Annotated in this window: 17 protein-coding genes; 5 read left to right on the top strand and 12 right to left on the bottom strand. The window is 57.7% G+C overall.

Going from position 1 to position 21,430, the window contains the following annotated elements; translation table 11 throughout:
- Positions 1-12: 12 nt before the first annotated feature.
- The 4 genes from PG871_RS01585 to hslO form a co-directional block, all read right to left on the bottom strand.
- Entirely contained in the window at positions 13-1,854 is a 1,842-nt protein-coding gene (locus tag PG871_RS01585) for an ABC transporter ATP-binding protein (protein ID WP_270725334.1), read from the bottom strand.
- Between the two features lie 232 nt (positions 1,855-2,086).
- On the bottom strand, positions 2,087-3,250 hold the full coding sequence (locus tag PG871_RS01580) for a CCA tRNA nucleotidyltransferase (protein ID WP_270725332.1): 1,164 nt from the start codon (positions 3,248-3,250) through the stop codon (positions 2,087-2,089).
- Positions 3,247-3,861, bottom strand: coding sequence for a CoA pyrophosphatase (locus tag PG871_RS01575; RefSeq protein ID WP_443020454.1), 615 nt, complete (start codon positions 3,859-3,861; stop codon positions 3,247-3,249). Before PG871_RS01575 ends, PG871_RS01580 begins: the two co-directional genes overlap by 4 nt.
- Positions 3,839-4,843, bottom strand: coding sequence for an Hsp33 family molecular chaperone HslO (gene hslO, locus PG871_RS01570; protein ID WP_270725327.1), 1,005 nt, complete (start codon positions 4,841-4,843; stop codon positions 3,839-3,841). The genes PG871_RS01575 and hslO overlap by 23 nt, the downstream gene beginning before the upstream one ends.
- Positions 4,844-4,921: 78 nt before the next feature.
- Between hslO and PG871_RS01565 the strand changes: the two genes are divergently transcribed.
- Positions 4,922-5,359, top strand: coding sequence for an NUDIX hydrolase (locus tag PG871_RS01565; protein ID WP_270725325.1), 438 nt, complete (start codon positions 4,922-4,924; stop codon positions 5,357-5,359).
- Here PG871_RS01565 and PG871_RS01560 read toward each other — a convergent pair.
- On the bottom strand, positions 5,356-6,606 hold the full coding sequence (locus tag PG871_RS01560) for a PP2C family protein-serine/threonine phosphatase (protein ID WP_270728657.1): 1,251 nt from the start codon (positions 6,604-6,606) through the stop codon (positions 5,356-5,358). The two genes, PG871_RS01565 and PG871_RS01560, sit on opposite strands and share 4 nt — an antisense overlap.
- Positions 6,607-6,782: 176 nt before the next feature.
- Between PG871_RS01560 and PG871_RS01555 the strand changes: the two genes are divergently transcribed.
- Positions 6,783-7,106, top strand: coding sequence for an Hpt domain-containing protein (locus PG871_RS01555; protein WP_270725323.1), 324 nt, complete (start codon positions 6,783-6,785; stop codon positions 7,104-7,106).
- Here the strand turns inward: PG871_RS01555 and ilvA are convergent.
- Positions 7,103-8,341, bottom strand: a complete 1,239-nt coding sequence (ilvA, locus tag PG871_RS01550; RefSeq protein WP_270725322.1) for a threonine ammonia-lyase IlvA — start codon at positions 8,339-8,341, stop codon at positions 7,103-7,105. The two genes, PG871_RS01555 and ilvA, sit on opposite strands and share 4 nt — an antisense overlap.
- Before the next feature lie 38 nt (positions 8,342-8,379).
- Positions 8,380-9,027 (bottom strand): hypothetical protein, encoded by a 648-nt coding sequence (locus tag PG871_RS01545; RefSeq protein WP_270725320.1) that lies wholly within the window; start codon positions 9,025-9,027, stop codon positions 8,380-8,382.
- A gap of 228 nt (positions 9,028-9,255) precedes the next feature.
- Here PG871_RS01545 and PG871_RS01540 point away from each other — a divergent pair, with 228 nt between their 5' ends.
- From PG871_RS01540 to PG871_RS01530, 3 genes are all read left to right on the top strand, one after another.
- Positions 9,256-10,482: an argininosuccinate synthase gene (locus PG871_RS01540; protein ID WP_270725318.1), complete on the top strand. Its 1,227-nt coding sequence runs from the start codon at positions 9,256-9,258 to the stop codon at positions 10,480-10,482.
- Positions 10,483-10,641: 159 nt separating this feature from the next.
- Positions 10,642-12,297, top strand: coding sequence for a mechanosensitive ion channel family protein (locus PG871_RS01535; protein WP_270725316.1), 1,656 nt, complete (start codon positions 10,642-10,644; stop codon positions 12,295-12,297).
- 41 nt (positions 12,298-12,338) lie between these two features.
- Entirely contained in the window at positions 12,339-13,670 is a 1,332-nt protein-coding gene (locus tag PG871_RS01530; protein ID WP_270725313.1) for an efflux transporter outer membrane subunit, read from the top strand.
- A 56-nt stretch (positions 13,671-13,726) separates the two neighbouring features.
- On the opposite strand, the gene queG is transcribed toward PG871_RS01530, so the two are convergent.
- From queG to gltB, 5 genes are all read right to left on the bottom strand, one after another.
- Positions 13,727-14,794 (bottom strand): tRNA epoxyqueuosine(34) reductase QueG, encoded by a 1,068-nt coding sequence (gene queG, locus PG871_RS01525; RefSeq protein ID WP_270725312.1) that lies wholly within the window; start codon positions 14,792-14,794, stop codon positions 13,727-13,729.
- Between the two features lie 45 nt (positions 14,795-14,839).
- Positions 14,840-15,505: an FtsZ-binding protein FzlA gene (gene fzlA / locus PG871_RS01520; protein ID WP_270725310.1), complete on the bottom strand. Its 666-nt coding sequence runs from the start codon at positions 15,503-15,505 to the stop codon at positions 14,840-14,842.
- 56 nt (positions 15,506-15,561) lie between these two features.
- The gene (gene mtgA / locus PG871_RS01515) at positions 15,562-16,287 is read right to left on the bottom strand and encodes a monofunctional biosynthetic peptidoglycan transglycosylase (protein ID WP_270725309.1); all 726 of its coding nucleotides are present in this window, start codon (positions 16,285-16,287) and stop codon (positions 15,562-15,564) included.
- A gap of 66 nt (positions 16,288-16,353) precedes the next feature.
- Complete coding sequence (locus PG871_RS01510) at positions 16,354-16,719, bottom strand: DUF4189 domain-containing protein (RefSeq protein WP_270725307.1); 366 nt, start codon at positions 16,717-16,719, stop codon at positions 16,354-16,356.
- A gap of 169 nt (positions 16,720-16,888) precedes the next feature.
- Positions 16,889-21,421, bottom strand: coding sequence for a glutamate synthase large subunit (gene gltB, locus PG871_RS01505; RefSeq protein ID WP_270725306.1), 4,533 nt, complete (start codon positions 21,419-21,421; stop codon positions 16,889-16,891).
- Positions 21,422-21,430: the final 9 nt, after the last annotated feature.

The raw sequence follows: 21,430 nt of genomic DNA, 5'->3' as shown, positions 1-21,430 counted from the left end.
GCATGGGTCAATTTACTCGGCGGTCTCATCCGCATTGAGGAACCCGCCAGACTGTCGCGCCCAGAAGCCGGCATACTGCCCGCCCTTGGCCAGCAGTTCCGCGTGACTGCCCTGTTCGACAATCTTGCCAGCATCCAGAACCAGAATCCGGTCCATTTCCGCGATTGTCGAAAGACGGTGCGCAATCGCGATCACGGTTTTGCCCGCCATCATGCCATAAAGTGTGCGTTGAATGGCGGCCTCAACCTCGCTGTCGAGCGCACTGGTCGCCTCATCCAGCAGCAGTATCGGCGCATCCTTCAAAATCACCCGTGCCAGCGTGATCCGTTGACGCTGACCACCGGACAACTTCACCCCGCGCTCGCCTACGTGCGCGTCATACCCCGCCCGCCCCTGTGGGTCGACAAGATCAAGAATAAAATCATGCGCTTCGGCCTTCTTCGCCGCGGCAATCATCATGTCCTCAGAGGCATCGGGGCGGCCATACAACAGGTTGTCGCGCACGGACCGGTGCAACAAAGAGCTGTCCTGCTGCACCATGCCGATCTCGTCACGCAAACTGTTTTGCGTGACTTTGGCAATGTCCTGATCGTCGATCAGAATACGGCCGGATTCGACATCGTAAAACCGCAGCAACAGCTTCACGAGGGTCGATTTTCCTGCCCCGCTGCGCCCGATCAGGCCGATCTTTTCGCCCGGGTTGATAGTCAATGAAATCGCATCCAACCCACCGGAGCCGCGCCCATAGTGATGCGACAGTTCATCGATTTCCACTTTACCCTCAGACAGTTGCAAGGGTTTGGCTGACGCATCATCCACCAGATCAATTGGCTGCGCGATGGTTTCCATGCCTTCAGCCACCACACCCAGTTGCCGGAAGAACGAGGTCAGCGCCCACATGATCCAGCCGGTCATTGCGTTGAGCCGCAAAGTCAAAGCCGTCGCCGCCGCAACGACACCCACGCTGGCCTGCCCCTGCATCCAAAGCCAGATAGCCCAGCCTACGACGCTCACAATCAGCAAACCGTTCAAGAACACCAAAACGACGTCCATTATGGTGAAAATCCGCATCTCTTCCTGAAATGTTTCGCGCGAATATTCGATGGCATCTTTGGCGTATTCGAGTTCCCGCTGATTGTGGGCGAAAAGCTTCACGGAATGGATGTTGGTATAGGCATCCACCACGCGGCCCGTCACCTGCGAGCGGGCATCAGACGCTTTTTGCGAGGCCGGACCAACCCGCACAACCGTCCACCGCACCAGCAAACCATAAAGCACCAACCAAATCAGCATTGGCAGAACCAAACGCGGGTCGGCGTCCATCAACAAAAGCGTCGCGCCAACCACATAGGCGATAGAAAACGTGATCGCGTCAAAGACCTGAAACATCGCTTCGCCCGCCGCCGGAGGCGTCTGCATAATGCGGTTGGCAATGCGGCCCGCAAAATCGTTCTCAAACCAGCCAACCGATTGACGCAAAACATGTTTATGCGCCCGCCAGCGGATCAGCGTGCCAAAGTTCGGCAACATGGCATTGTTCAGCAAAAGCACGTCCAACCCTTGCAACAGCGGTCGAATCAACAGCACAAACGCGATGATCAGGCTGAATTCGACCTTGTTCTCGGACCAGACCTGAGCCGGATCACCAACCAGCAGATCAACGATGCGGCCCATATAACCGATAAGTCCGATTTCGACCGCGGCCACCACCACAGACATAATTGCGGCCAGCAAAAACACCCGTTTGAACGGCTCAGAATAGGCCTTCATGAAGGGCCAAAGGTCGGTGGGCGGCTGGTCGGATTCGACAAAGTCGCAATACGGATCGACGAGGTTTTCGAAAAATTTAAACATGGGGAAACCCAAAGAAAGACAGGACAAAATGTGAAAGCGCAGCCGCCGGCCACGCGAATGCGGTCAGCTTGTGCTTATGACAACCAGATTCCGCGATACATCTTGCACCCTCCTTCATTTCAGGTTGGGTCAGATTGCCGCAAGGTCCGCACGCTGTCAATCGGCGCGGTTGCGAATGTTTGGTGACAGGTTCCTTACCTTTGAATCGCCAATGCGTCGCGAAGAAGGGATCTTAATCAGGTGCCAAACTGGCCAACAAGTCCGCCGTGCCCATCGTCATCCCGCTGTCGATCCAGCGCTGCTCCAACGTCTTAAGCGCGGCACCCAGCGCTGGACCGGAATGATCCGGCATCAGGTCGGCAGGCCGGATCGGAAATTCCGCCCCAGCCCCGCGTTTGATTTCGACCGGCGCGGACGGATCCATCGGCAGCTCCATCATCGCCGACCGCAAGAGCAACACCGACAGGCCAGCATCCAAGCCTAGCCGATACCCCAATTCAGCGGGACCCATCGTATTTTCCACCCCGTCCCGCAGATCCGACAAGGTGCGCGAGTCGCGTTTGGACAGGCGCAGCGCCTCGGTCAGACCGACACCACCAAGACAGGTAAGACGCCGCATCGGATCAGGCGCGATGCCAAAAACTCCTTCGAGATGCACAAGCGGCGCGAGCGCTTTGTCATCGGTCCCATGCAGCGTAGCCGTCAACACACCGGTGGAGCGCATCGCGGCCACGGCGGGCGCCGGATCAGGCGCAGCAAGCAGTTTTTTGATTTCGGTGCCAACCCGTTCGCGCGACAAAGCTGCAAGCCCATCAATGTTCGCGGCAATCGCCGCCAACGCATCCGAATCCATACCGGCATTGGGATCACCATAGATCGCGTGAAACCGGAAATACCGAAGGATACGGAGGTAATCTTCGCGAATGCGGTCTTGGGCATCATCAATAAACCGCAACCGGCGCGCCGTCAGGTCCACCATCCCGCCCAGCGGATCAACAACTGTGCCATCGGGCGCCGCATAAAGCGCGTTCATTGTGAAATCACGACGACGGGCATCATCTTCGACGCTGTCGGAAAACGCCACCACTGCGCGGCGACCATCGGTTTCCACGTCACGGCGAAAAGTGGTGATTTCATGCGGAATATGGCGCGACACAACCGTAATAGTACCATGCTCGATGCCCGTTGGCACCGCGTTCAGACCAGCCGCCTTGGCCAGATCCATAACTTGTTCCGGCAACGCGTTGGTGGATATGTCGATGTCATTCACCGGCGCATCCAGCAACGCGTTGCGTACACACCCACCAACAAACAGCGCCTCAAACCCCGCATCGGTCAAGGACGCACAGACTTTTTGCGTGGCTGGATTGGTCAACCAGTCGCCGGTGACTTTCATACCTTGTCCATTCGTTCCGCCAGCCCCCGCAGGATGCGGGCTGTTGCCCCCCATATGTAATAGGGGCCGACGGGAACGGTAAAGTAGTGACGACGCTGACCCTGCCAGCGACGCGATTGCACGGAAAAGCGCAGCGGATCCGTCACATGGGCCAGGGGAACACGGAACACTTCATCAACTTCGCCAGGCTCGGGTTTCACGTCAAATGCGTCTCTAACAAGGCCCAAAACGGGTGTGATGGTAAAGCTGGTCACGGTTTCATGTGTGGGCAACGTGCCAATCACATCGACATGGCCGGTCGGCAGGCCGATCTCTTCGCGCGCCTCCCGCAGGGCCGCAGCAATCACATCTGCATCGCTTTCGTCCTGTTTGCCACCGGGAAAGGCGATCTGGCCAGGGTGATGTTTGAGGTGACTGGCGCGCTTGGTCAGGATCACATGCGGGCTATCGCCGCGCATTTCGATCGGCACCAGCACGCCAGCGGGGCGCAGCTTGCGACCCTTAGGCAGAACAACATCGGGGTTGAGATCAAAATCGGAAGAGGCCGCGCTATCAATTGACAGCGCAGCCCTCAGGGAGGCAACGGGGTCAGACACCCGCGGCGTCTCCATCAGATGTCTTGGCCTCAAACCCGACGGTGGAGGGGTCAAGGTTGTAATGTGTGCCGCAAAACTGGCAATCAGCGGTCACGCGGCCATCGTCTGTGGTCATGGTCTTGATGTCCTTCGCCGAATAGATCGACAGCGACTGACGCACCCGTTCCTCGGAACAGGTGCACCCGAATTTCACCGCCTGCGCATCGTAAACGCGCGGTTGCTCTTCGTGAAACAGACGCACCAACAGGTCGGTCGGCGGCACCGAGGGGCCGATCATTTCCAGCTCTTCAACCGTATCCAGCAGGATGTTGGCGCGGTTCCAGTTCTCGGCCTCATCTTCGTTCAGCACGTCTTCTGCCAACAACAGCCCTTCTTCGCCGCTGCCGCCTTCGCCCGACACATGTGGGCTGGCTTTGGGCATATGCTGCAGCATGATGCCACCGGCACGCCAATGCTCACCCACACCGGGTTCAATCGACTTGCCAAACTTCAACGAGAACCGCGTCGCCAACTGCTCGGACTGGGCAAAATACGCCTCGGCCGACGCCTGCAACGAACCACCGGTCAAACCGGAGATACCCTGATAGGGTTTGGTGCCTTCGCCTTGATCGATCAGTACCGCGAAGTATCCATTGCCAAGCTGATCAAACGGCGCACCATCGGTCAGGCGCTCTTCGTCAAAGCTGGCGTAGGCGCGGATGCGCGCTGGCTCGCCTTCGGCGGTGGGGGCGTAATAATCGGTGGCAATCATGCGCACCGGACCATTGGTCTGCACCTGAAGCGACAGCTTCCAGCGCAGGCTGATGGTCTGCCCGATCAACGCGGTCAGCAGGGCCATTTCGGCCACCAACGCCTCAACCGTTTCCGGATAGGCATGCTGCTTCAGAACGCCCGACAGCACGCCGTCAAGACGCGCCACGCGGCCGCGAATGTCAGATTTGTCCAATTGGAACGGCAGTACTGTGTCGTCCCAGGCGATAGTGTTTGCGGGTTTCATGGGGTTTCCTTATCGGCCTTCGCTTGCCATACCGCGACTATATAGGGCCAGCAAGGGCCACAAAAAGGGGTTTCACAAATGATACCACGTTTTGGCAAGCCGCCAGAAGCCGGTCGACGGTATGTGCTGCGGCCCGGCGCCTATGCGATCTTGTTGCGCGGGCAGGACATGTTGGTGACCTACCAAGGCGCGCCACATGACGAGTTTCAGCTGCCCGGTGGCGGGATTGATGCGGGGGAATCGCCTGTGTCGGCGCTGCACCGCGAAGTCTATGAGGAAACGGGATATTCCATGGCGTCGCCGCGCCGATTGGGGGCGTTTCGCCGGTTCACCTTTATGCCGGAATACGACAAATGGGCAGAGAAGCTGTGCACCATCTATGCGGCCCGCCCGGCGCGCCGCCTCGGACCACCACCTGAGACGGATCACATGGCAGTCTGGATGCCGATTGAGGTCGCAACCAAGGCATTGGCCAATTCCGGCGACCGTCATTTTGTCAGGACATATTTGGCTTAGGCGCCGCGATACTCAAACAGGATGCCGGAAATATCATCCGGGAACCCCTGTCCGCCGCTAAACGAATCCAACTGCCAGACGATCGCTTGCAAGGTTTCGTCAAGGGCGTGATCCTTGAGGCCTTGCACCATCTTTTCAAACCCGTCTTCGCCCAGCATGCCACTTTCGGTGTCGGGGCATTCGGTCACGCCATCCGACATCATAAACAGCCGATCGCCGGGCATCATTTGCAGCTCAAATTGAGAAAATTCCGCCTCGGGTATCAGACCAATAGGCAAGCCACCCGGGCCGTCCTGCTCGATGGTGCCATCGACACGCTGAATAAGCGGATGCGGGTGGCCGGCCTGAGCCATAACAATTTTGCCGGTCTCAAGATCGACGTCCGCCAGCAGCATGGTGAAGTAATGCTCGGTCTCCATCTCATCGAGAATGATCTCGTTCAGGCGGGCGACAACTTCGCGCGGTTCCAGATGTTCGTGTGACCCATCCGGATAGACCTGCATCGCGACGTTCTGTTCCGGAGACGAGGACGACAGATACCCCGCCAGACGCGCAGTGATCAGCGCCGAGCTGATCCCGTGACCAGAGACGTCAATCGAATACAGCCCGACTCGCGTGTCGGAAATGCGGTAATGCCCCACAAGATCGCCGCCGACATGGCCCGAAGATTGCAAAAGCAGGGACACCGCACCCTGACCAAAGTCGCGGAACCGATCCGGCACCAGAGATTGCTGCAGTTTCTTTGCGGCCAAAAGGTCGGCATCCAGCGAGTCATAAAGGCGCTGAAGCTCATCCAAAGTGTCGCCGATCACGCGGTTCTTGTTGGTCAGCTCGTGCTGCATCCGCAAGATTCGCTCACCCGCGCTGATCCGCGCCCGCAGCTCATAGCCGTTGACCGGCTTGGTCAGAAAATCGTCCGCACCGGCATCAAACCCCTGCGCGACCTCACCTTTTTCGCTTTTGGAGGTCAGTAGGATGAAATAGCAATACGCGTCCTGCGGCAGGGCACGCAGCTCACGACAAAATTCCAGACCGGACATCCCCGGCATCATCCAATCCGACAGAATAAGGTCAGGCAAATCCTCGCGGCAAATTTCAAGCGCGTCCTGGCCTGAGGCAGCCTCGATCACCTCATACCCTTCGCGTTTCAGCGAAACACTCAGAATGCGGCGCTGGACCCGGCTATCGTCCACGACAAGAACGCGACGGATCACACCGGTATCAGGCGCCTGTTCTGCAGGTTGCATTTTAGCGTTCAACACGTTCGACTTACCCTTCAGATTCTTCGGAATCTTCAAAAACACTAGGATGCAACCACTTAATGGGCCGTCAACAAAAAGCAATGTTTAGTAAAAATTTTATCGACCAGCTTTTGTTAACACTTTTCTGCGATTCTCCAAACCAAAGACAAAAGGAGTGACCCATGATCGATTGGGACCGGGTGCAAGAGCTGCGCGACGAAATCGGAATTGAAGATTTTGACGAAGTTGTCGAGCTTTTCCTCGATGAGGTGGAAGAAGTCATCGCGCGTCTGCGCACCGCGCCTGAGCTGTCACAGCTTGAGGCGGATCTGCACTTTCTGAAGGGCAGCGCGCTTAACCTCGGATTTGAGACCTTTTCCCAGCTGTGTCAGGCGGGCGAAGCAGCCTCCGCCGCCGGTAAGGCCGCAACGGTTGACCTCCCGGCGATCCTCAACGCCTTTGTCGACAGTAAAGTGGCGTTCGAACAAAAACTGGCCGCCGCCTAAAGCACAAACTCGCCCAGCGTTTCATCGTTGGTGATGTCGGTGAATGTCATGCCGGCCTGTTCGATGCGCTCAAACAGCGCGTCGAAATTTTCGGCGTGCGCGGTTTCAATCCCGATCAACACAGACCCGAAGTTGCGCGCAGATTTCTTGAGATATTCAAAGCGCGCGATATCGTCTTCAGGCCCCAATGTTTCAAGAAAATCGCGAAGCGCGCCCGGTCGCTGCGGCATCCGCAGAATGAAATACTTCTTCACGCCCGAAAACCGCTGCGCCCGCTCTTTCACCTCGGGCAGTCGCTCAAAATCGAAATTCCCGCCCGACACAACGCAAACCACTGTCTTGCCGCGGATCTGATCGGCCACATCGCTCAGCGCATCAACCGCCAAAGCGCCCGCAGGTTCCAGCACGATGCCTTCGACGTTGAGCATCTCCATCATCGTCGCACAGATCCGATCCTCCGAAGCGGCAATCACATCATCAGCAGACACATCCGCGAGTCGGGCAAAGGTCAGGTCGCCAATACGGGCCACAGCCGCGCCATCAACGAATCCATCGAGCTGATTGAGCGTGACCGGATGCCCCGCCTCTACCGCCGCCGCAAGGCTGGCGGCACCGGACGGCTCCACAAACGTGTATCGGCTGGCCTCGCCAAAATAACTGCGCACACCGGAACTCAGCCCACCACCGCCCACCGGCAGAATGATGTGATCCGGCACGCGACCCAATTGGTCCTCGACCTCGACAGCCACAGCCGCCTGCCCTTCGATCACGTCCTCATCGTCAAACGGTGACAGAAAAACCGCGCCGGCCTCTGTGCAATACACTTTGGCGGCGGCCAGCGTGTCGTCGAAATAGTCCCCAACAAGGCGGATTTCGACGTTGTCACCACCAAAAATCTGCGTCTTGAAAATCTTTTGCTGCGGTGTTGTCACCGGCATAAAGATCACGCCTTGCACATCAAAATGCTTGCACATAAAGGCCACGCCCTGCGCGTGATTGCCCGCACTTGCGCAAACAAAAATACGCTGATCCGGCGCTTCGGCCCGCTTCTTGCGCATGGCATTAAGCGCCCCGCGCAGCTTGTAGGACCGCACCGGCGTCAAATCCTCGCGTTTAAGCCAGATATCCGCGCCAAACCGCTGCGACAGATGAGCGTTCAGTTGCAGCGGCGTCGCAGGAAACACCTCGCGCATGGCGGCAACGGCGGACCGGGCACTGGATTTAAAATCAGACATGCCCGATCACATACCGAAGTGCGTGTCGGTGGCAAGGGTCAGTCGATATCGCGGCCTTCAACATACAGCCCATAAAAGGAGGTCAAAACGCTTACATTTACCATCGACAGAAAGACCGTCGCTCCTAGCAAAGCTATTGCACCTAACAGTGGCGCAAGCGCGCTCAGCAATCCAGCGGCCATCTGCACGAGGAAATTCACCACAAACAGTACGATGATGAGCGCGATGATCGACCCCGCTGCCCCCTTTGTCGCGTTGAGACTATCACGAAACTTCAGCGGTTTCCCAATAGCGGCGGCCGGCAAAATTGGAATGAGCCGGTACATGATCACGGCAACAAAGATATAGGCCGGGACGGCCACGACGATGGTAAGAACGCCCAGCCCAGCCGACGCAAGTGCGGTGATGATCAAAGCGATCGGCAGCATCAAGGCACCTGCCACTAACCCCAGCAACAGCCCGTGACCAAAATAGGACAGGATGCGGTCAAAGTGAAATGGGGGCAGCCAGCCAGTCGGATATTCTTCCAAGAGAACAAAACGATGCCAACTGACCACGCTCCAAAACATGATCAAAAACGCTGCAAGCAAACCGATCACCGCCAAAAAGAACGAACCCGCGCCAACGTCGCCCTGGTCTCCGACCTCAATTAGCCCAATTAGCACGACAATCACCACGCCGGCCAACAAACCCGGCACCAAAAATATCTTCAGCGCCTCTTTCCAATTACGCGCAACCATACGCACCGAATGCGCAAAAATGTTCCAGCCTTCCATGACCTGCCCTCTTCTTTCGTTTGTTTGCGGCAGAAAACACCATGCAGAGCAACAAAAGCAAGTCCGGTTAACCCGTCACCTTGCCCTGCCTGCCAAAACCCGTTATCGCGCTGGCGTTACACGAAGAGGGAAATAAACATGTCGGCTCCGAAGAAAGTTGTGCTGGCCTATTCCGGTGGTCTGGATACCTCGATCATCCTGAAGTGGCTGCAAACTGAATATGGCTGTGAAGTGGTGACCTTTACCGCGGACCTGGGTCAAGGCGAAGAGCTTGAACCCGCCCGTCAAAAGGCTGAACTGCTGGGTATCAAGCCAGAGAACATCTACATCGAAGATGTCCGAGAAGAGTTCGTCCGAGACTTTGTTTTCCCGATGTTCCGCGCCAACGCGGTCTACGAAGGTCTGTATCTTCTGGGCACCTCGATTGCGCGTCCGCTGATCTCCAAACGTCTGATCGAAATTGCCAAGGCAACCGGCGCCGATGCCGTGTCGCATGGCGCCACCGGCAAGGGCAACGATCAGGTTCGCTTTGAACTGGCGGCCTATGCGCTGGACCCCGACATCAAGGTGATCGCGCCTTGGCGTGAGTGGGATCTGACAAGCCGCACCAAGCTGCTCGACTTCGCTGAGAAGAACCAAATCCCGATCGCCACAGACAAACGCGGCGAAGCGCCATTTTCGGTCGATGCGAACCTTCTGCACACCTCATCTGAGGGCAAAGTGCTGGAAGATCCCGCCGTCGAGGCACCGGATTACGTCTATCAGCGCACGGTGCACCCCGAAGACGCGCCCGACACCCCCGAGTTCATCGAAATCGGCTTTGAAAAAGGCGATCCCGTCAGCATCAACGGCGAGGCCATGAGCCCGGCAACGATCCTTACCAAGCTGAACGAAGTTGGCGGCGCGCATGGCGTTGGCCGTCTTGACCTCGTTGAGGGGCGCTTTGTTGGTATGAAGTCGCGCGGGATTTACGAAACCCCCGGCGGCACCGTTCTTCTGGAAGCGCACCGCGGCATCGAATCCATCACCATGGACCGTGGCGCGATGCACCTGAAAGACGAACTGATGCCGCGCTATGCCGAGCTGATCTACAACGGCTTCTGGTATTCGCCGGAACGCGAAATGCTGCAAGCCGCCATCGACGTCAGCCAGGAACATGTCTCCGGCACCGTGCGCCTGAAACTCTACAAAGGCTCGGTGAGCACCGTGGGCCGCTGGTCCGAAGAATCGCTCTATTCCGAAGAGCACGTCACCTTTGAAGATGACGAAGGCGCCTACGATCAAAGCGACGCGGCGGGCTTTATCAAGCTCAACGCCCTGCGCCTGCGCCTGATTGCGATGCGCAACCGTCACAGAGGCCGCTAAGCCCTGCACACCCACAAAAAAGCCCGCCCTTTTCGGCGGGCTTTTTTTGTGCCCGACTTTCCCCTTTTCAAAAAATCCCTTTGAGTACCGTCACATGGCGTTTAGCGTTCTCTCAATAGTATTTTAGGCAACGTATCTGCACCGGGGAGGACAGCTAGGATGGCAATTGTCTCACACATGTTGCGAATCCTGATGGTTCTGTTTCTTTGCGCAGGATCTGTTTGGGCTCAGGAAGACGCGCCTGAAGCCTCCGGCCAACCCGCGCTTGACGACGACACCTTTGTCCAAGAGGTTGAGGTGGACGGCGAAGTGCTTTTTGCCGTACGTGGTTCCACAGCCCTTCCAGCAGATGAACGCGCCGCATTGGTGGTCGCCCGCATCGTGCAGGTGGCCGAATCCAACGAAACCACAACCGTTGTGATGACCGTTGAGAGAAATGAGTTGGGCCGCTCCATCTTCGCCGATGGCGTTTTGGTAAGCGTCACGACACAAGCCGACTCCGACTTTGAACAGATGGAATTGCCGGTTTTGTCCTCACTGCAATCTGACGCCATCGAAGAAGCCATCCTGCGCTACCGGGCCAATCGCACGGACGAAGCCTTTTCTCACAGCACCTTCACAGCGCTCGGCTGGTCGGTGGCCTTCGCGTTCTATTGCGTCCTTTTGCTGTGGCTGCGCAAACGCGCACCCCGCCTTGTGGCGCAGATCGTCAAGCGACGCACCCGCGCCATTCAGGAAGCCACCCGAGACATCGTCCAAAGTCAGGCCGTTTCAGACATTGCCAAATTTGTGATCCGGCTTTTGGTCGACATCACCCTGTTCACCGGTTTCTATTACTATCTGTCTTTTGTGTTGCGATCCTTTCCCAACACGCGCCCGGTCGCCGAACTGCTGATCCGCTATGTGACAGACCCGATCCTCGGCTTGCTCTACGGCTTTGTCGCGTATCTGCCGAACCTGATCACAATCGCCATCATCATCGCGATCACCCGTTGGTTGATCCGCGGCGTCTATCTGTTCTTTGAAAGCGTTGATCAGGGGGTGGTGGAGCTCAAATCCTTTGAAGATCACTGGATCTGGCCGACCTATAACTTGATCCGTGGCGGTCTGATCCTGACCGCAGCGGTGATTTGTTTCCCCTATATTCCGGGCTCGGACTCGGCGGCCTTTCAAGGGCTGACAATTCTCGTCGGGGTCATGGTGTCGTTGGGCTCAAACTCGGTGATTTCCAACGTATTGGCCGGTCTGTTTGTGCTCTACAAACGCTCCATGAACGTGGGCGACCGTATTCGGGTGGGCGACCACTATGGCGACGTGATGCAGATCCGGTTAATGGAAACCTATCTGAAGTCCGTCAAAAACGAGCTGATCTCGATCCCGAATGCGACCCTGCTCTCTACCGAAGTGATCAACTATTCCAGCAAGATCGACGGCAAAGGACTGGTTTTGCACACAACTGTGGGCATCGGATACGAAGAACCGCGCAAAAAGGTCGAGGCCATGCTGATCGAAGCCGCCCGACGCACGAATGGCCTCAAAAAATCACCCGCGCCGTTTGTTCTGGTCACCGGCCTGCTGGATTTCGCAACCAACTATCAGATCAATGCCTTTACAACCCGTGGCTCCTACCTCCCCCTCTTGCTCAGCGATTTGCACAAAAACATCACCGACGTGTTCAATGAAAACAACGTCCAGATCATGACGCCGAACTATGAGGCCGACACTGTTGAATTGAAGGTTTCCGACGTTGATTGGGACGAACCTCTGGCGCATGAGGCCAAACCCGCGGCAGAGCCGGAGACCAAAGACGCATGAGGTCCAATTCTTCCGCCCTCTTTCTTTCGCGGCGGGCGGTCGTGCTTGGACTGCTTTCTGGTTGCGCCCCCATTGGGCCTGAATTCGAAAAACCCAAGATTGGACTGCCGGACAAATTCCTAAAGGAATCCGCAACACCGGCGCGCAAGAATGACGCGACATGGTGGACCGCTTACAACGACAGTATTCTCAATCAGATTGTTGAGTATGGGCTGAAGAATAACAAAGACGTTCAACGCCTCGCTGCGCGTATCCTGCAATCTCAGGGGATCCTAGAATCATCGGGATTCCCTTTGTCCGGAACGGTCAGAGTTGGCGAAGCAAAATTGTCCGGTGGTGGTGGCGAAGCTACCACCGCCACGACGTTTGCGCGTACAGAAGCCACTTGGAAACTGGACCTGTTTGGCAAGTTGCAAAGAGAGCGCGAGGCCGCCGTGGCCCGACTGGAAGCCAGCTATGCGGATGTGGATGTTTGGCGACTGCTTTTTGTGGACGAAGTGATCACGGCTTACATGGATATGCGCTATGCGCAGGAATTGATCCGGATTTTATTGCGCGTCCAAAAGAGCCGGGAAGACACCCTGGTCGCGACACGCAAACTTCTGGAAACAGGCGGGGCCAGCGAATTGGAAGTGGCGCAGGCCGAAGCGCTTGTGTTGCGCACGCAGTCCACCGTTCCTGACGCACGCGTGTTCTTTGTCCGCATGGTTAACCGAGTCACCGCACTGGCCGGAAGCACTAATCTCGCTCAGCGTTCCGACCTTGACGTCAAAGCGCCGCAACCGGCGCCGAGCTACAAATCCCTGAACATTGGCGTTCCTACGGATCTGGTCAGAAACCGGCCTGATATCGTCTACGCCGAAAAGAAACTGGCCGAAGCCGTCGCCCTGCTTGGCGTGTCGGAAGCCGATCTTTATCCAAGCCTCAGCCTGACCGGGAACATCAATCTTGAAAACGGAGGTTCCGGCTTCGACCCGCTGGGCGGTTTTGTGAGGCTGAATATTGATCTGCCGATTTTTGACAGACCGGTCCGCCAAGGAAAGGTGAAAACTGCGCAAGGGCTGATAGATGAGCGTCAGGCCGCGTGGGAGAAGGAAGTCGTGCTCGCGGTAGAAGAAGTCCGCAATGCGATGTATGCACTGGATCAGAACACATCGGCTGTTGAAAAGGCCACTCTGGCGGAGAAGGCAGCAGCAAAGGTTCTTGAAATTGCGCGCGCGGCCTATGCCGAACAAAAGGTCTCCTTCCTGCAGGTTCTGGACGCAGAGCGCGCGTTTCTGGACACACAGAACGCTCTGGCGCTTGACCGGCGCAATCGCGCTGTGGACTTCGTCGATCTGAACGTCGCGCTGGGCGGAAGTTTTGCGGCCTGACAGGTTCCGACGGGTCATGCCTGCCCACCTCCGCCAACACCTAAACTGACGACCGGTTATTCGCCCCTTAGCCGCGCCGCCGCCCATTGCGCCGCATCTGCCACAACCGGATCAGGGTCTTCACATAACCTCAATGCAGTCTCTAGTAAGGCCAAATCACCCGAATTTCCGATGGCGTAAAGCACATTGCGGACAAATCTGTCGCGCCCGATCCGTTTGATTGGTGACCCCGAAAAATGGGCTCGAAACCCGGCATCATCGAACGCCGCAAGGTCTGCCAGTTTGGGTGCCACCAACTCTGTGCGAGCGTGGTATTTCACTTCCCGCGCCTCTTGGGCGAATTTGTTCCACGGACACACCCCAAGACAGTCGTCACAGCCATAAATCCGGTTGCCCATTAGGGCGCGCAACTCTTCCTCGACCGGACCATGATGCTCGATTGTCAGATAAGAAATGCAGCGCCGCGCGTCGATCTGATGCGGCGCAGGAAACGCCCCTGTCGGGCAGGCATCCAGACAGGCGCGGCACGTCCCGCAATGATCGATTTCCGCTGGATCAGTCTCTAATTCGACGGTTGTGAACACCGATCCAATAAAGAACCAGGATCCCAGATCGCGGCTCACCAGATTGGTGTGTTTGCCCTGCCATCCCAGCCCCGCAGCCTGCCCCAGGGGCTTCTCCGGCACAGGCGCCGTATCCACAAACACTTTCACCTGCGTCGCGTCACCTGTTTCGGCAATCAACCACCGCGCCAACCGCTTGAGCCGCTTTTTGACCGTGTCGTGATAATCCCGGTTCTGCGCATAGACCGAAATCGCGCCCCGATCCGCCATCTGATGCACCGCCAGCGGATCATGATCCGGCGTGTAACTCTCGCCCAGCACGATCACAGATCGCGCTTCCGGCCACAGCGCCGCCGGATCAGACCGCCAATGCGTGCGCTCCGCCAACCAGCCCATTGTGCCGTGATAATCCTTGGCCAGAAATCCACCCAGACCGGCCGCAACTTGCGGCACCGCATCCGGACGACACACCCGCGCCATGTCAAACCCGATGGCCTGCGCCTCTGCAACCAATCGCGCCTTCAGATCCGTCACGGCGCGCCCTTTCCTCTTGCCCCACATATCCTGAGGGGTACGAGGGGCTGGCCCCCCGCCATTGAGCGCATTCTAGAAATCGAGATCGGCATAATGCGCAGGCGGCGGGAAACCGGGTACCTGATCCGCCAGAATGGCGCGGAATGCAGGGCGCGATTTGATCGTCGCATACCAATCCTTGACCACCTGCGACCGGTTCCAGTCCACATCCGAAATGTAATCCAATGCCGACAAATGCGCCGCAGCAGCGAAATCCGCCATCGTCATCACATCACCAGCCAGCCAGCGCCGGTGATCCAGCAACCAAGCCATATAGTCCAGATGATACTTGATCGCCTTGGCACCGGCCTTCACATTGCCACTGTCGGGATATCCGGTGCCCATCAGCTTTTTGTTGACCCGCTCATACAAAAGCTTGGACGTGACCTCGTGGTGGAATTTGTCATCAAACCACGCCACCAGACGGCGCACCTCATAGCGACCATCCGCATCACGCGGCATCAACGCGGGCTCCGGGTATTTTTCTTCTAGATATTCGCAAATGGCATTGCTGTCGGCCATCATTTTGCCGTCCATCTTCAGGATCGGCACCTTCGCAGCGGGGTTGCGGCGCAGGAAATCCGGGTCTTGCTCCCAGTACCGCTCCTCGACCAGCTCCACCTCCAGCCGCTTTTCACCCATGCAAAGGCGCACCTTGCGGCAAAACGGAGACATAGGCACATGGAACAGTCGATTCATCACAACATCACTTGATTTGATCATTTCGCCTTCAATGCCCCGACCTTACGGGTAATTCAATCCGCAAAACAAGCGCCACGCGACTCCCCGCGTATGGTTTCGGCGCCGTCCATGATCGCTGCCGCCCGTCGTCGCAACCGCGCCGTTGGCTGGCTCGCCGATCGCGCCTTCGGGTTGGGCAGTACCACCGCCAACCGCGCCGCCTGTGTGGCGCTCAATTTTTCCGGCCCAACGCCAAAGTAATGCCGCGCCGCCGCTTCGATCCCAAACACGCCTTCGTCAAATTCGGCAATATTCAGATAGACCTCAAGAATCCGCCGCTTGGACCAACCGATTTCCACCAAAGGCGTCAACACCGCCTCCAGAGCTTTGCGGACATAACTGCGCCCCTGCCACAGAAAAACGTTCTTGACCGTTTGCTGCGTCAGGGTCGATGCACCGCGCCCGCCACCATCCTCTATGGCATCGCGGATCGCAGCCACGTCAAATCCCCAGTGCAAACAGAAATTGGCATCTTCCGCCGCCACGACAGACCGCGCCATCACCGGTGCAATCTGCTCCATCGGGGTCCATTGATGATCCAAATGCCCTAGACGGCGCTTTTCACTAAACATCGTCCAAGTGATTGGCGGGTTCACAATCGCAAAGAAGACCACGGCCAAAACCGTAAAAGACACCGCCCAAACAGCCGCGCGGCGCAGCCAATACCGCGCCTTCAACCACCGCCGACGCAACCACCGCGACTCAGGTTTCTTCTGCTTTTTCTTTGACTTCTTTGCCATGGACGCCCGCTGCCGCTCTCAACAAAGGAAGTAAAGCCTCCCCCGCGTCCCCGCAAGCCTCGTTGCCTATTTCGAACACGCCCAAACCCGAACCGCACAATTCGGTCCGTGTTCGCCACAATAATCAAGCGCTGTCTCCTCAGCGGGACCGCGCGCCTCTGCCCAACCAAATCCCCAGTTGCCATCGCTGCCCTCTGCCATGGCGCCACAGGCGTTGTAAAAGGTTTCGATCACATTACAGTCACCTTCACAGGCACTGCGCACCGCAAGCCGCGCTTCACTTTCGCTTTGTTGGCTGTGGGAATATCCCCAAGCGCCGTTTGGCCCAATCCCCACAGCGCCCCAGCACACATTGTAACCACATTCGCCTGCCATTGAGGCGCTTGCCAGCACCGACAACACCAGGCCCAGCATCGGTTTGAAAAATCGCATGTAGGTCTCCTCCGTGCCCAACCTGATGTCAAAGATCCTAAATCAATTCCCGAAGCACGGCGAGACCTCAGATACTGTGGCGCGGCTTCCTGCCCAAAGCCGAAGTCGCAAACAAAAAGCCCCCGCCGTTGTTCACCGGCAGGGGCCAATTTCAGTCTCTATTCCTGCCTTATTCGGCCGGAACCGCCGCGCTGTCGTTGGTCAGCGGATGCGGGATGTGCACCAACATCTCTTTGGGGCACACTTGAAGGAAGTTGCCTTTCTCCATGTCCCAGTGCTGCAGAATATCCGCGGCCTTACGGCTGCCGGTCTCTGCAACATGGCGTTCAATCAAGCCTTTCAGCTGATCTTCCCAATGCTGAACCGTCACAGGACAGGTCACCAGCGTTTCCATGTTCATGACGTTTTCGGCTTTGCCATCCGGATCATACAGATAAGCCATGCCACCGGTCATGCCCGCGCCAAAGTTCGCGCCGATTTCGCCAAGGATCACAGCAATGCCGCCGGTCATGTATTCACACCCACACGCGCCACAGCCCTCGATCACGACCTTCGCACCAGAGTTTCGAACGGCGAACCGCTCCCCTGCGCGACCGGCTGCAAACAGATGGCCATCGGTTGCGCCATAAAGCACGGTGTTGCCGATGATCGTGTTATCCGCCGCCGTCAGCGGGCTTGCCATTGGCGGACGCACCACCACGGTGCCCCCGGACAGGCCTTTGCCAACATAGTCGTTGGCATCGCCCGACACTTCGATCTTCAATCCCGGTGCTGCAAAGGCCCCCAGAGACTGACCCGCAGACCCGGTCAGCTTGACCGTCAGGTGATCATCCTGAAGCGCATTGCGCATACCGAAATTGCGCACGATATGGCTTGAGGTGCGTGTGCCCACGGTCCGGTGCGTGTTCTGCACGGCATAAGACAACTGCATCTTCTCGCCATCCTCAAGGAACCGCGCCGCATCGCGCACGATTTCCGCATCCAGCGTATCAGGCACATAGTTGCGGTCTTTGTCGCGGTTATAAACGATGTCATGCGCGCCATCGACGGTGATCAACAGCGGGTTGAGATCCAGATCGTCCAGATGCGCCGATCCACGGCTAACCTGCGCCAACAGGTCCGCGCGGCCGATGACATCCTCAAGGCTACGCGCCCCGATGCTGGCCAAAATCTCACGCACTTCCTGCGCATAGAAGGTGATCAGGTTGACCACTTTGTCCGCAGAGCCGGTGTATTTCGCACGCAAATCTTCGTCTTGCGTACACACACCGACGGGGCAGGTGTTGGACTGGCACTGACGCACCATGATACAGCCCATCGCGATCAACGCCGCGGTGCCGATACCGTATTCCTCGGCACCCATCATTGCCGCCATGACAATGTCACGACCCGTGCGCAAACCACCGTCTGTCCGCAATGTCACCCGCTCGCGCAGCTTGTTCATCGCCAGAACCTGATGCGCTTCGGTCAGGCCCATTTCCCACGGCAGACCACAGTATTTGATCGACGTCGCGGGCGATGCACCCGTGCCGCCATTGTGGCCCGAGATCAGGATGATGTCGGCTTTGGCTTTCGCCACACCGGCAGCAATTGTGCCGACGCCGCTCGACGCCACCAGCTTCACCGTCACCTTACAGCGCGGGTTGATCTGCTTCAGATCATAGATCAGCTGCGCCAGGTCCTCGATTGAGTAGATGTCGTGGTGCGGCGGCGGAGAAATCAGCGTCACACCTTTGGTCGAGTGACGCAGACGTGCAATCAGGTCGGTGACCTTCATACCCGGCAACTGGCCGCCTTCACCGGGCTTGGCGCCCTGTGCAACTTTGATTTCCAGCTCTTCACACTGGTTCAGATACTCAGCGGTTACGCCAAAACGACCCGACGCCACCTGCTTGATTTTTGCAGACGGGTTGTCGCCATTTGGCTCCGGCACAAAGTGCGCCGGATCTTCGCCACCCTCACCGGAATCCGACTTGGCACCGATCCGGTTCATCGCCACGTTCAGCGTTTTGTGCGCCTCAGGCGACAACGCCCCCAGCGACATGCCGGGCGTTACGAAACGCTTGCGGATCGCGGTGATGCTTTCAACTTCTTCAATCGGGATCGGCTTGCCAATCGCCTTGATGTCCAGCAGGTCGCGCAGATGGATGGGCGGGTTGGCCCGCATCTTGGCGCTATACTGTTTCCACAGCTCATAGCTCGCGCGGTTACAGGCCGCTTGCAGCATGTGCATCGACTGTGCGCCCCACGCGTGGGTCTCACCCGACTTACGCGCCTTGTAGAAACCGCCGATCGGCAACACATCTGTGCCGCTCAGGAACCCTTTGGCGTGAACTTGCTCGGCCTTGCGTTGAATGCCGCTGACACCAATGCCGGAAATCCGGCTGGTCATACCGGGGAAGTATTCCGCACACATCGCGCGGCTCAGACCCACAGCTTCAAAGTTCAGGCCACCGCGATAAGACGAGATCACCGAAATGCCCATCTTCGCCATGATCTTGAGCAGACCCTGATCGATGGCTTCGCGATACCGCGCCATATTCTCGGTCAATGTGCCATCCGCCAGACCACGCGCAATGCGATCTGCCAGCGTGTCCTCGGCCAGATAGGCGTTCACCACCGTGGCGCCTGAGCCAATCAGAACGGCAAAATAATGCGGGTCGATACATTCTGCGGAGCGCACGTTCAGCGAACAGAACGTCCGCAGCCCTTTGCGCGTCAGGTGGCTATGCACTGCGCTGGTCGCGAGGATCATCGGCATGGCAACCTTGTCGGCGCCCTGCGCTTCGTCGCTCAGAACAATGTGCCCGGCACCGGACCGCACTGCATCTTCGGCTTCCGCGCGAATACGCTCCAGACCCGCCTGCAACGCACCTTCACCCGCATCAAAAGTACAATCGATACGAACAACAGTGTCGTCGAACGCTTCCAGCAATGTCTCAAACTGCTTGTTGGCCACAAACGGGCTTTCCAGCATGACAATCTCGGTCTGACTGCCATCTTCGCCCAGCACGTTCTTCAAATTGCCAAACCGCGTCTTCAGGCTCATCACGCGGTATTCACGCAAGCTGTCGATTGGCGGGTTGGTCACCTGAGAAAAGTTCTGGCGGAAGAAGTGGCTCAACGGACGGTAAAGCTTGGACAGAACCGCGCTCGGGGTGTCATCCCCCATCGACGCCAACGCCTCTTTGCCATCCTCAGCCATAGGCGCAAGGATCTGCTCGACCTCTTCCATCGAATATCCGGCCGCGATTTGTCGCTGCCGCAAATCTTCGCCCGCAAACGTTGCGGTCTCGGTCACGCTTTGCAGCTCACCGGCCAGGTCGCGGATCTTGCCAACCCACTCGCCAAACGGACGCGCGCCGGCCAGCTTATCCTTGATCTCAGTGTCGTGGTACAGCTTGCCCTCTTTCATATCCACGGCCAACAACTGCCCCGGACCAAGCGCACCTTTTTCAACAACCGATGCCTCGTCAATCGGCACCATGCCTGCTTCGGAGCCGGAAATCAGCAGCCCGTCACCGGTCACGACATACCGCATCGGGCGCAGGCCGTTGCGATCCAGACCCGCACACACCCAACGACCATCGGTCATCGCCAGTGCAGCAGGGCCGTCCCACGGCTCCATCACCGAGTTGCAGTAGGAATACATGTCCCGCCACGCCTGCGGCAGCTCAACCGCCTGCTTGGACCACGACTCAGGCACCAGCATGGTTTTCGCCATCGGCGCAGACCGCCCAGCGCGCACCAGAACTTCAAACACACCGTCCAGCGCCGCCGAATCCGACGCGCCACCCGGCACGATTGGCTTGATATCCTCGGCGTGATCGCCAAACGAGGCCGACGCCATGCGGATCTCGTGGCTCTTCATCCAGTTCAGGTTGCCCTTGAGCGTGTTGATCTCGCCGTTGTGGGCCAACATGCGGAATGGCTGTGCCAGCCACCACTGTGGGAATGTGTTGGTGGAATAGCGCTGGTGATACAGCGCAAACGCACTCTCGAAACGCTCATCCAACAGGTCAGGATAGAACACCGCCACCTGCTCGGCCAACATCATGCCTTTGTAGATGATCGAGCGGCACGACAACGACGCGATATAAAGCCCGCTGATGTTAGCCGCCAACGCAGCTTTCTCGATGCGGCGACGGATCACATACAGTTCGCGCTCAAACGTTTCCTCATCAACTCCCTTGGAATTGGTGATCAGGATCTGTTCGATCTCGGGCCGCGTCGCATTGGCTTTCTCGCCCAGACAGGTCACATCCACCGGCACATGGCGCCAGCCATAGATGCGATAACCCATCTTCAGCACTTCGGTTTCCACAATCGTCCGACAGCTTTCCTGCGCACCATGATCGGTGCGCGGCAGGAACACCTGACCCACGGCCATCAACTCGTCCTTGATGGGCTCATGACCAGTGCGCTTGATCTGGTCATAGAAAAAGTTGACCGGAATCTGCACGTGAATACCGGCGCCATCTCCGGTTTTGCCGTCCGCATCCACAGCACCACGGTGCCAGATCGCCTTCAACGCAGTAATGCCCGCCTCAACCACTTTGCGGCTGGGTTTGCCATCAATGCTGACCACAAGGCCCACGCCACAGGATGAGTGCTCTTCGCTCTCATCATACAGACCGTTTTCGGCCATGAACTTGCGCTTGGCTTCTTCTTCGCGCACCCAGTTGTCGTCATACTTGGTCATTGGGGCTCT

This window comes from Shimia sp. Alg240-R146 (assembly GCF_947331465.1).
GTDB lineage: Bacteria > Pseudomonadota > Alphaproteobacteria > Rhodobacterales > Rhodobacteraceae > Shimia.
This window is presented reverse-complemented; position numbering and strand designations above follow the sequence as displayed.

Excerpts from the sequence above, each read along its gene's own strand:
- PG871_RS01585 (WP_270725334.1), bottom strand. The coding sequence starts at position 1,854 with ATGTTTAAATTTTTCGAAAACCTCGTCGATCCGTATTGCGACTTTGTC.
- PG871_RS01580 (WP_270725332.1), bottom strand. The coding sequence starts at position 3,250 with ATGAAAGTCACCGGCGACTGGTTGACCAATCCAGCCACGCAAAAAGTC.
- PG871_RS01575 (WP_443020454.1), bottom strand. The coding sequence starts at position 3,861 with ATGGAGACGCCGCGGGTGTCTGACCCCGTTGCCTCCCTGAGGGCTGCG.
- hslO (WP_270725327.1), bottom strand. The coding sequence starts at position 4,843 with ATGAAACCCGCAAACACTATCGCCTGGGACGACACAGTACTGCCGTTC.
- PG871_RS01565 (WP_270725325.1), top strand. The coding sequence starts at position 4,922 with ATGATACCACGTTTTGGCAAGCCGCCAGAAGCCGGTCGACGGTATGTG.
- PG871_RS01560 (WP_270728657.1), bottom strand. The coding sequence starts at position 6,606 with ATGCAACCTGCAGAACAGGCGCCTGATACCGGTGTGATCCGTCGCGTT.
- PG871_RS01555 (WP_270725323.1), top strand. The coding sequence starts at position 6,783 with ATGATCGATTGGGACCGGGTGCAAGAGCTGCGCGACGAAATCGGAATT.
- ilvA (WP_270725322.1), bottom strand. The coding sequence starts at position 8,341 with ATGTCTGATTTTAAATCCAGTGCCCGGTCCGCCGTTGCCGCCATGCGC.
- PG871_RS01540 (WP_270725318.1), top strand. The coding sequence starts at position 9,256 with ATGTCGGCTCCGAAGAAAGTTGTGCTGGCCTATTCCGGTGGTCTGGAT.
- PG871_RS01535 (WP_270725316.1), top strand. The coding sequence starts at position 10,642 with ATGGCAATTGTCTCACACATGTTGCGAATCCTGATGGTTCTGTTTCTT.
- queG (WP_270725312.1), bottom strand. The coding sequence starts at position 14,794 with ATGTGGGGCAAGAGGAAAGGGCGCGCCGTGACGGATCTGAAGGCGCGA.
- fzlA (WP_270725310.1), bottom strand. The coding sequence starts at position 15,505 with ATGAATCGACTGTTCCATGTGCCTATGTCTCCGTTTTGCCGCAAGGTG.
- mtgA (WP_270725309.1), bottom strand. The coding sequence starts at position 16,287 with ATGGCAAAGAAGTCAAAGAAAAAGCAGAAGAAACCTGAGTCGCGGTGG.
- PG871_RS01510 (WP_270725307.1), bottom strand. The coding sequence starts at position 16,719 with ATGCGATTTTTCAAACCGATGCTGGGCCTGGTGTTGTCGGTGCTGGCA.
- gltB (WP_270725306.1), bottom strand. The coding sequence starts at position 21,421 with ATGACCAAGTATGACGACAACTGGGTGCGCGAAGAAGAAGCCAAGCGC.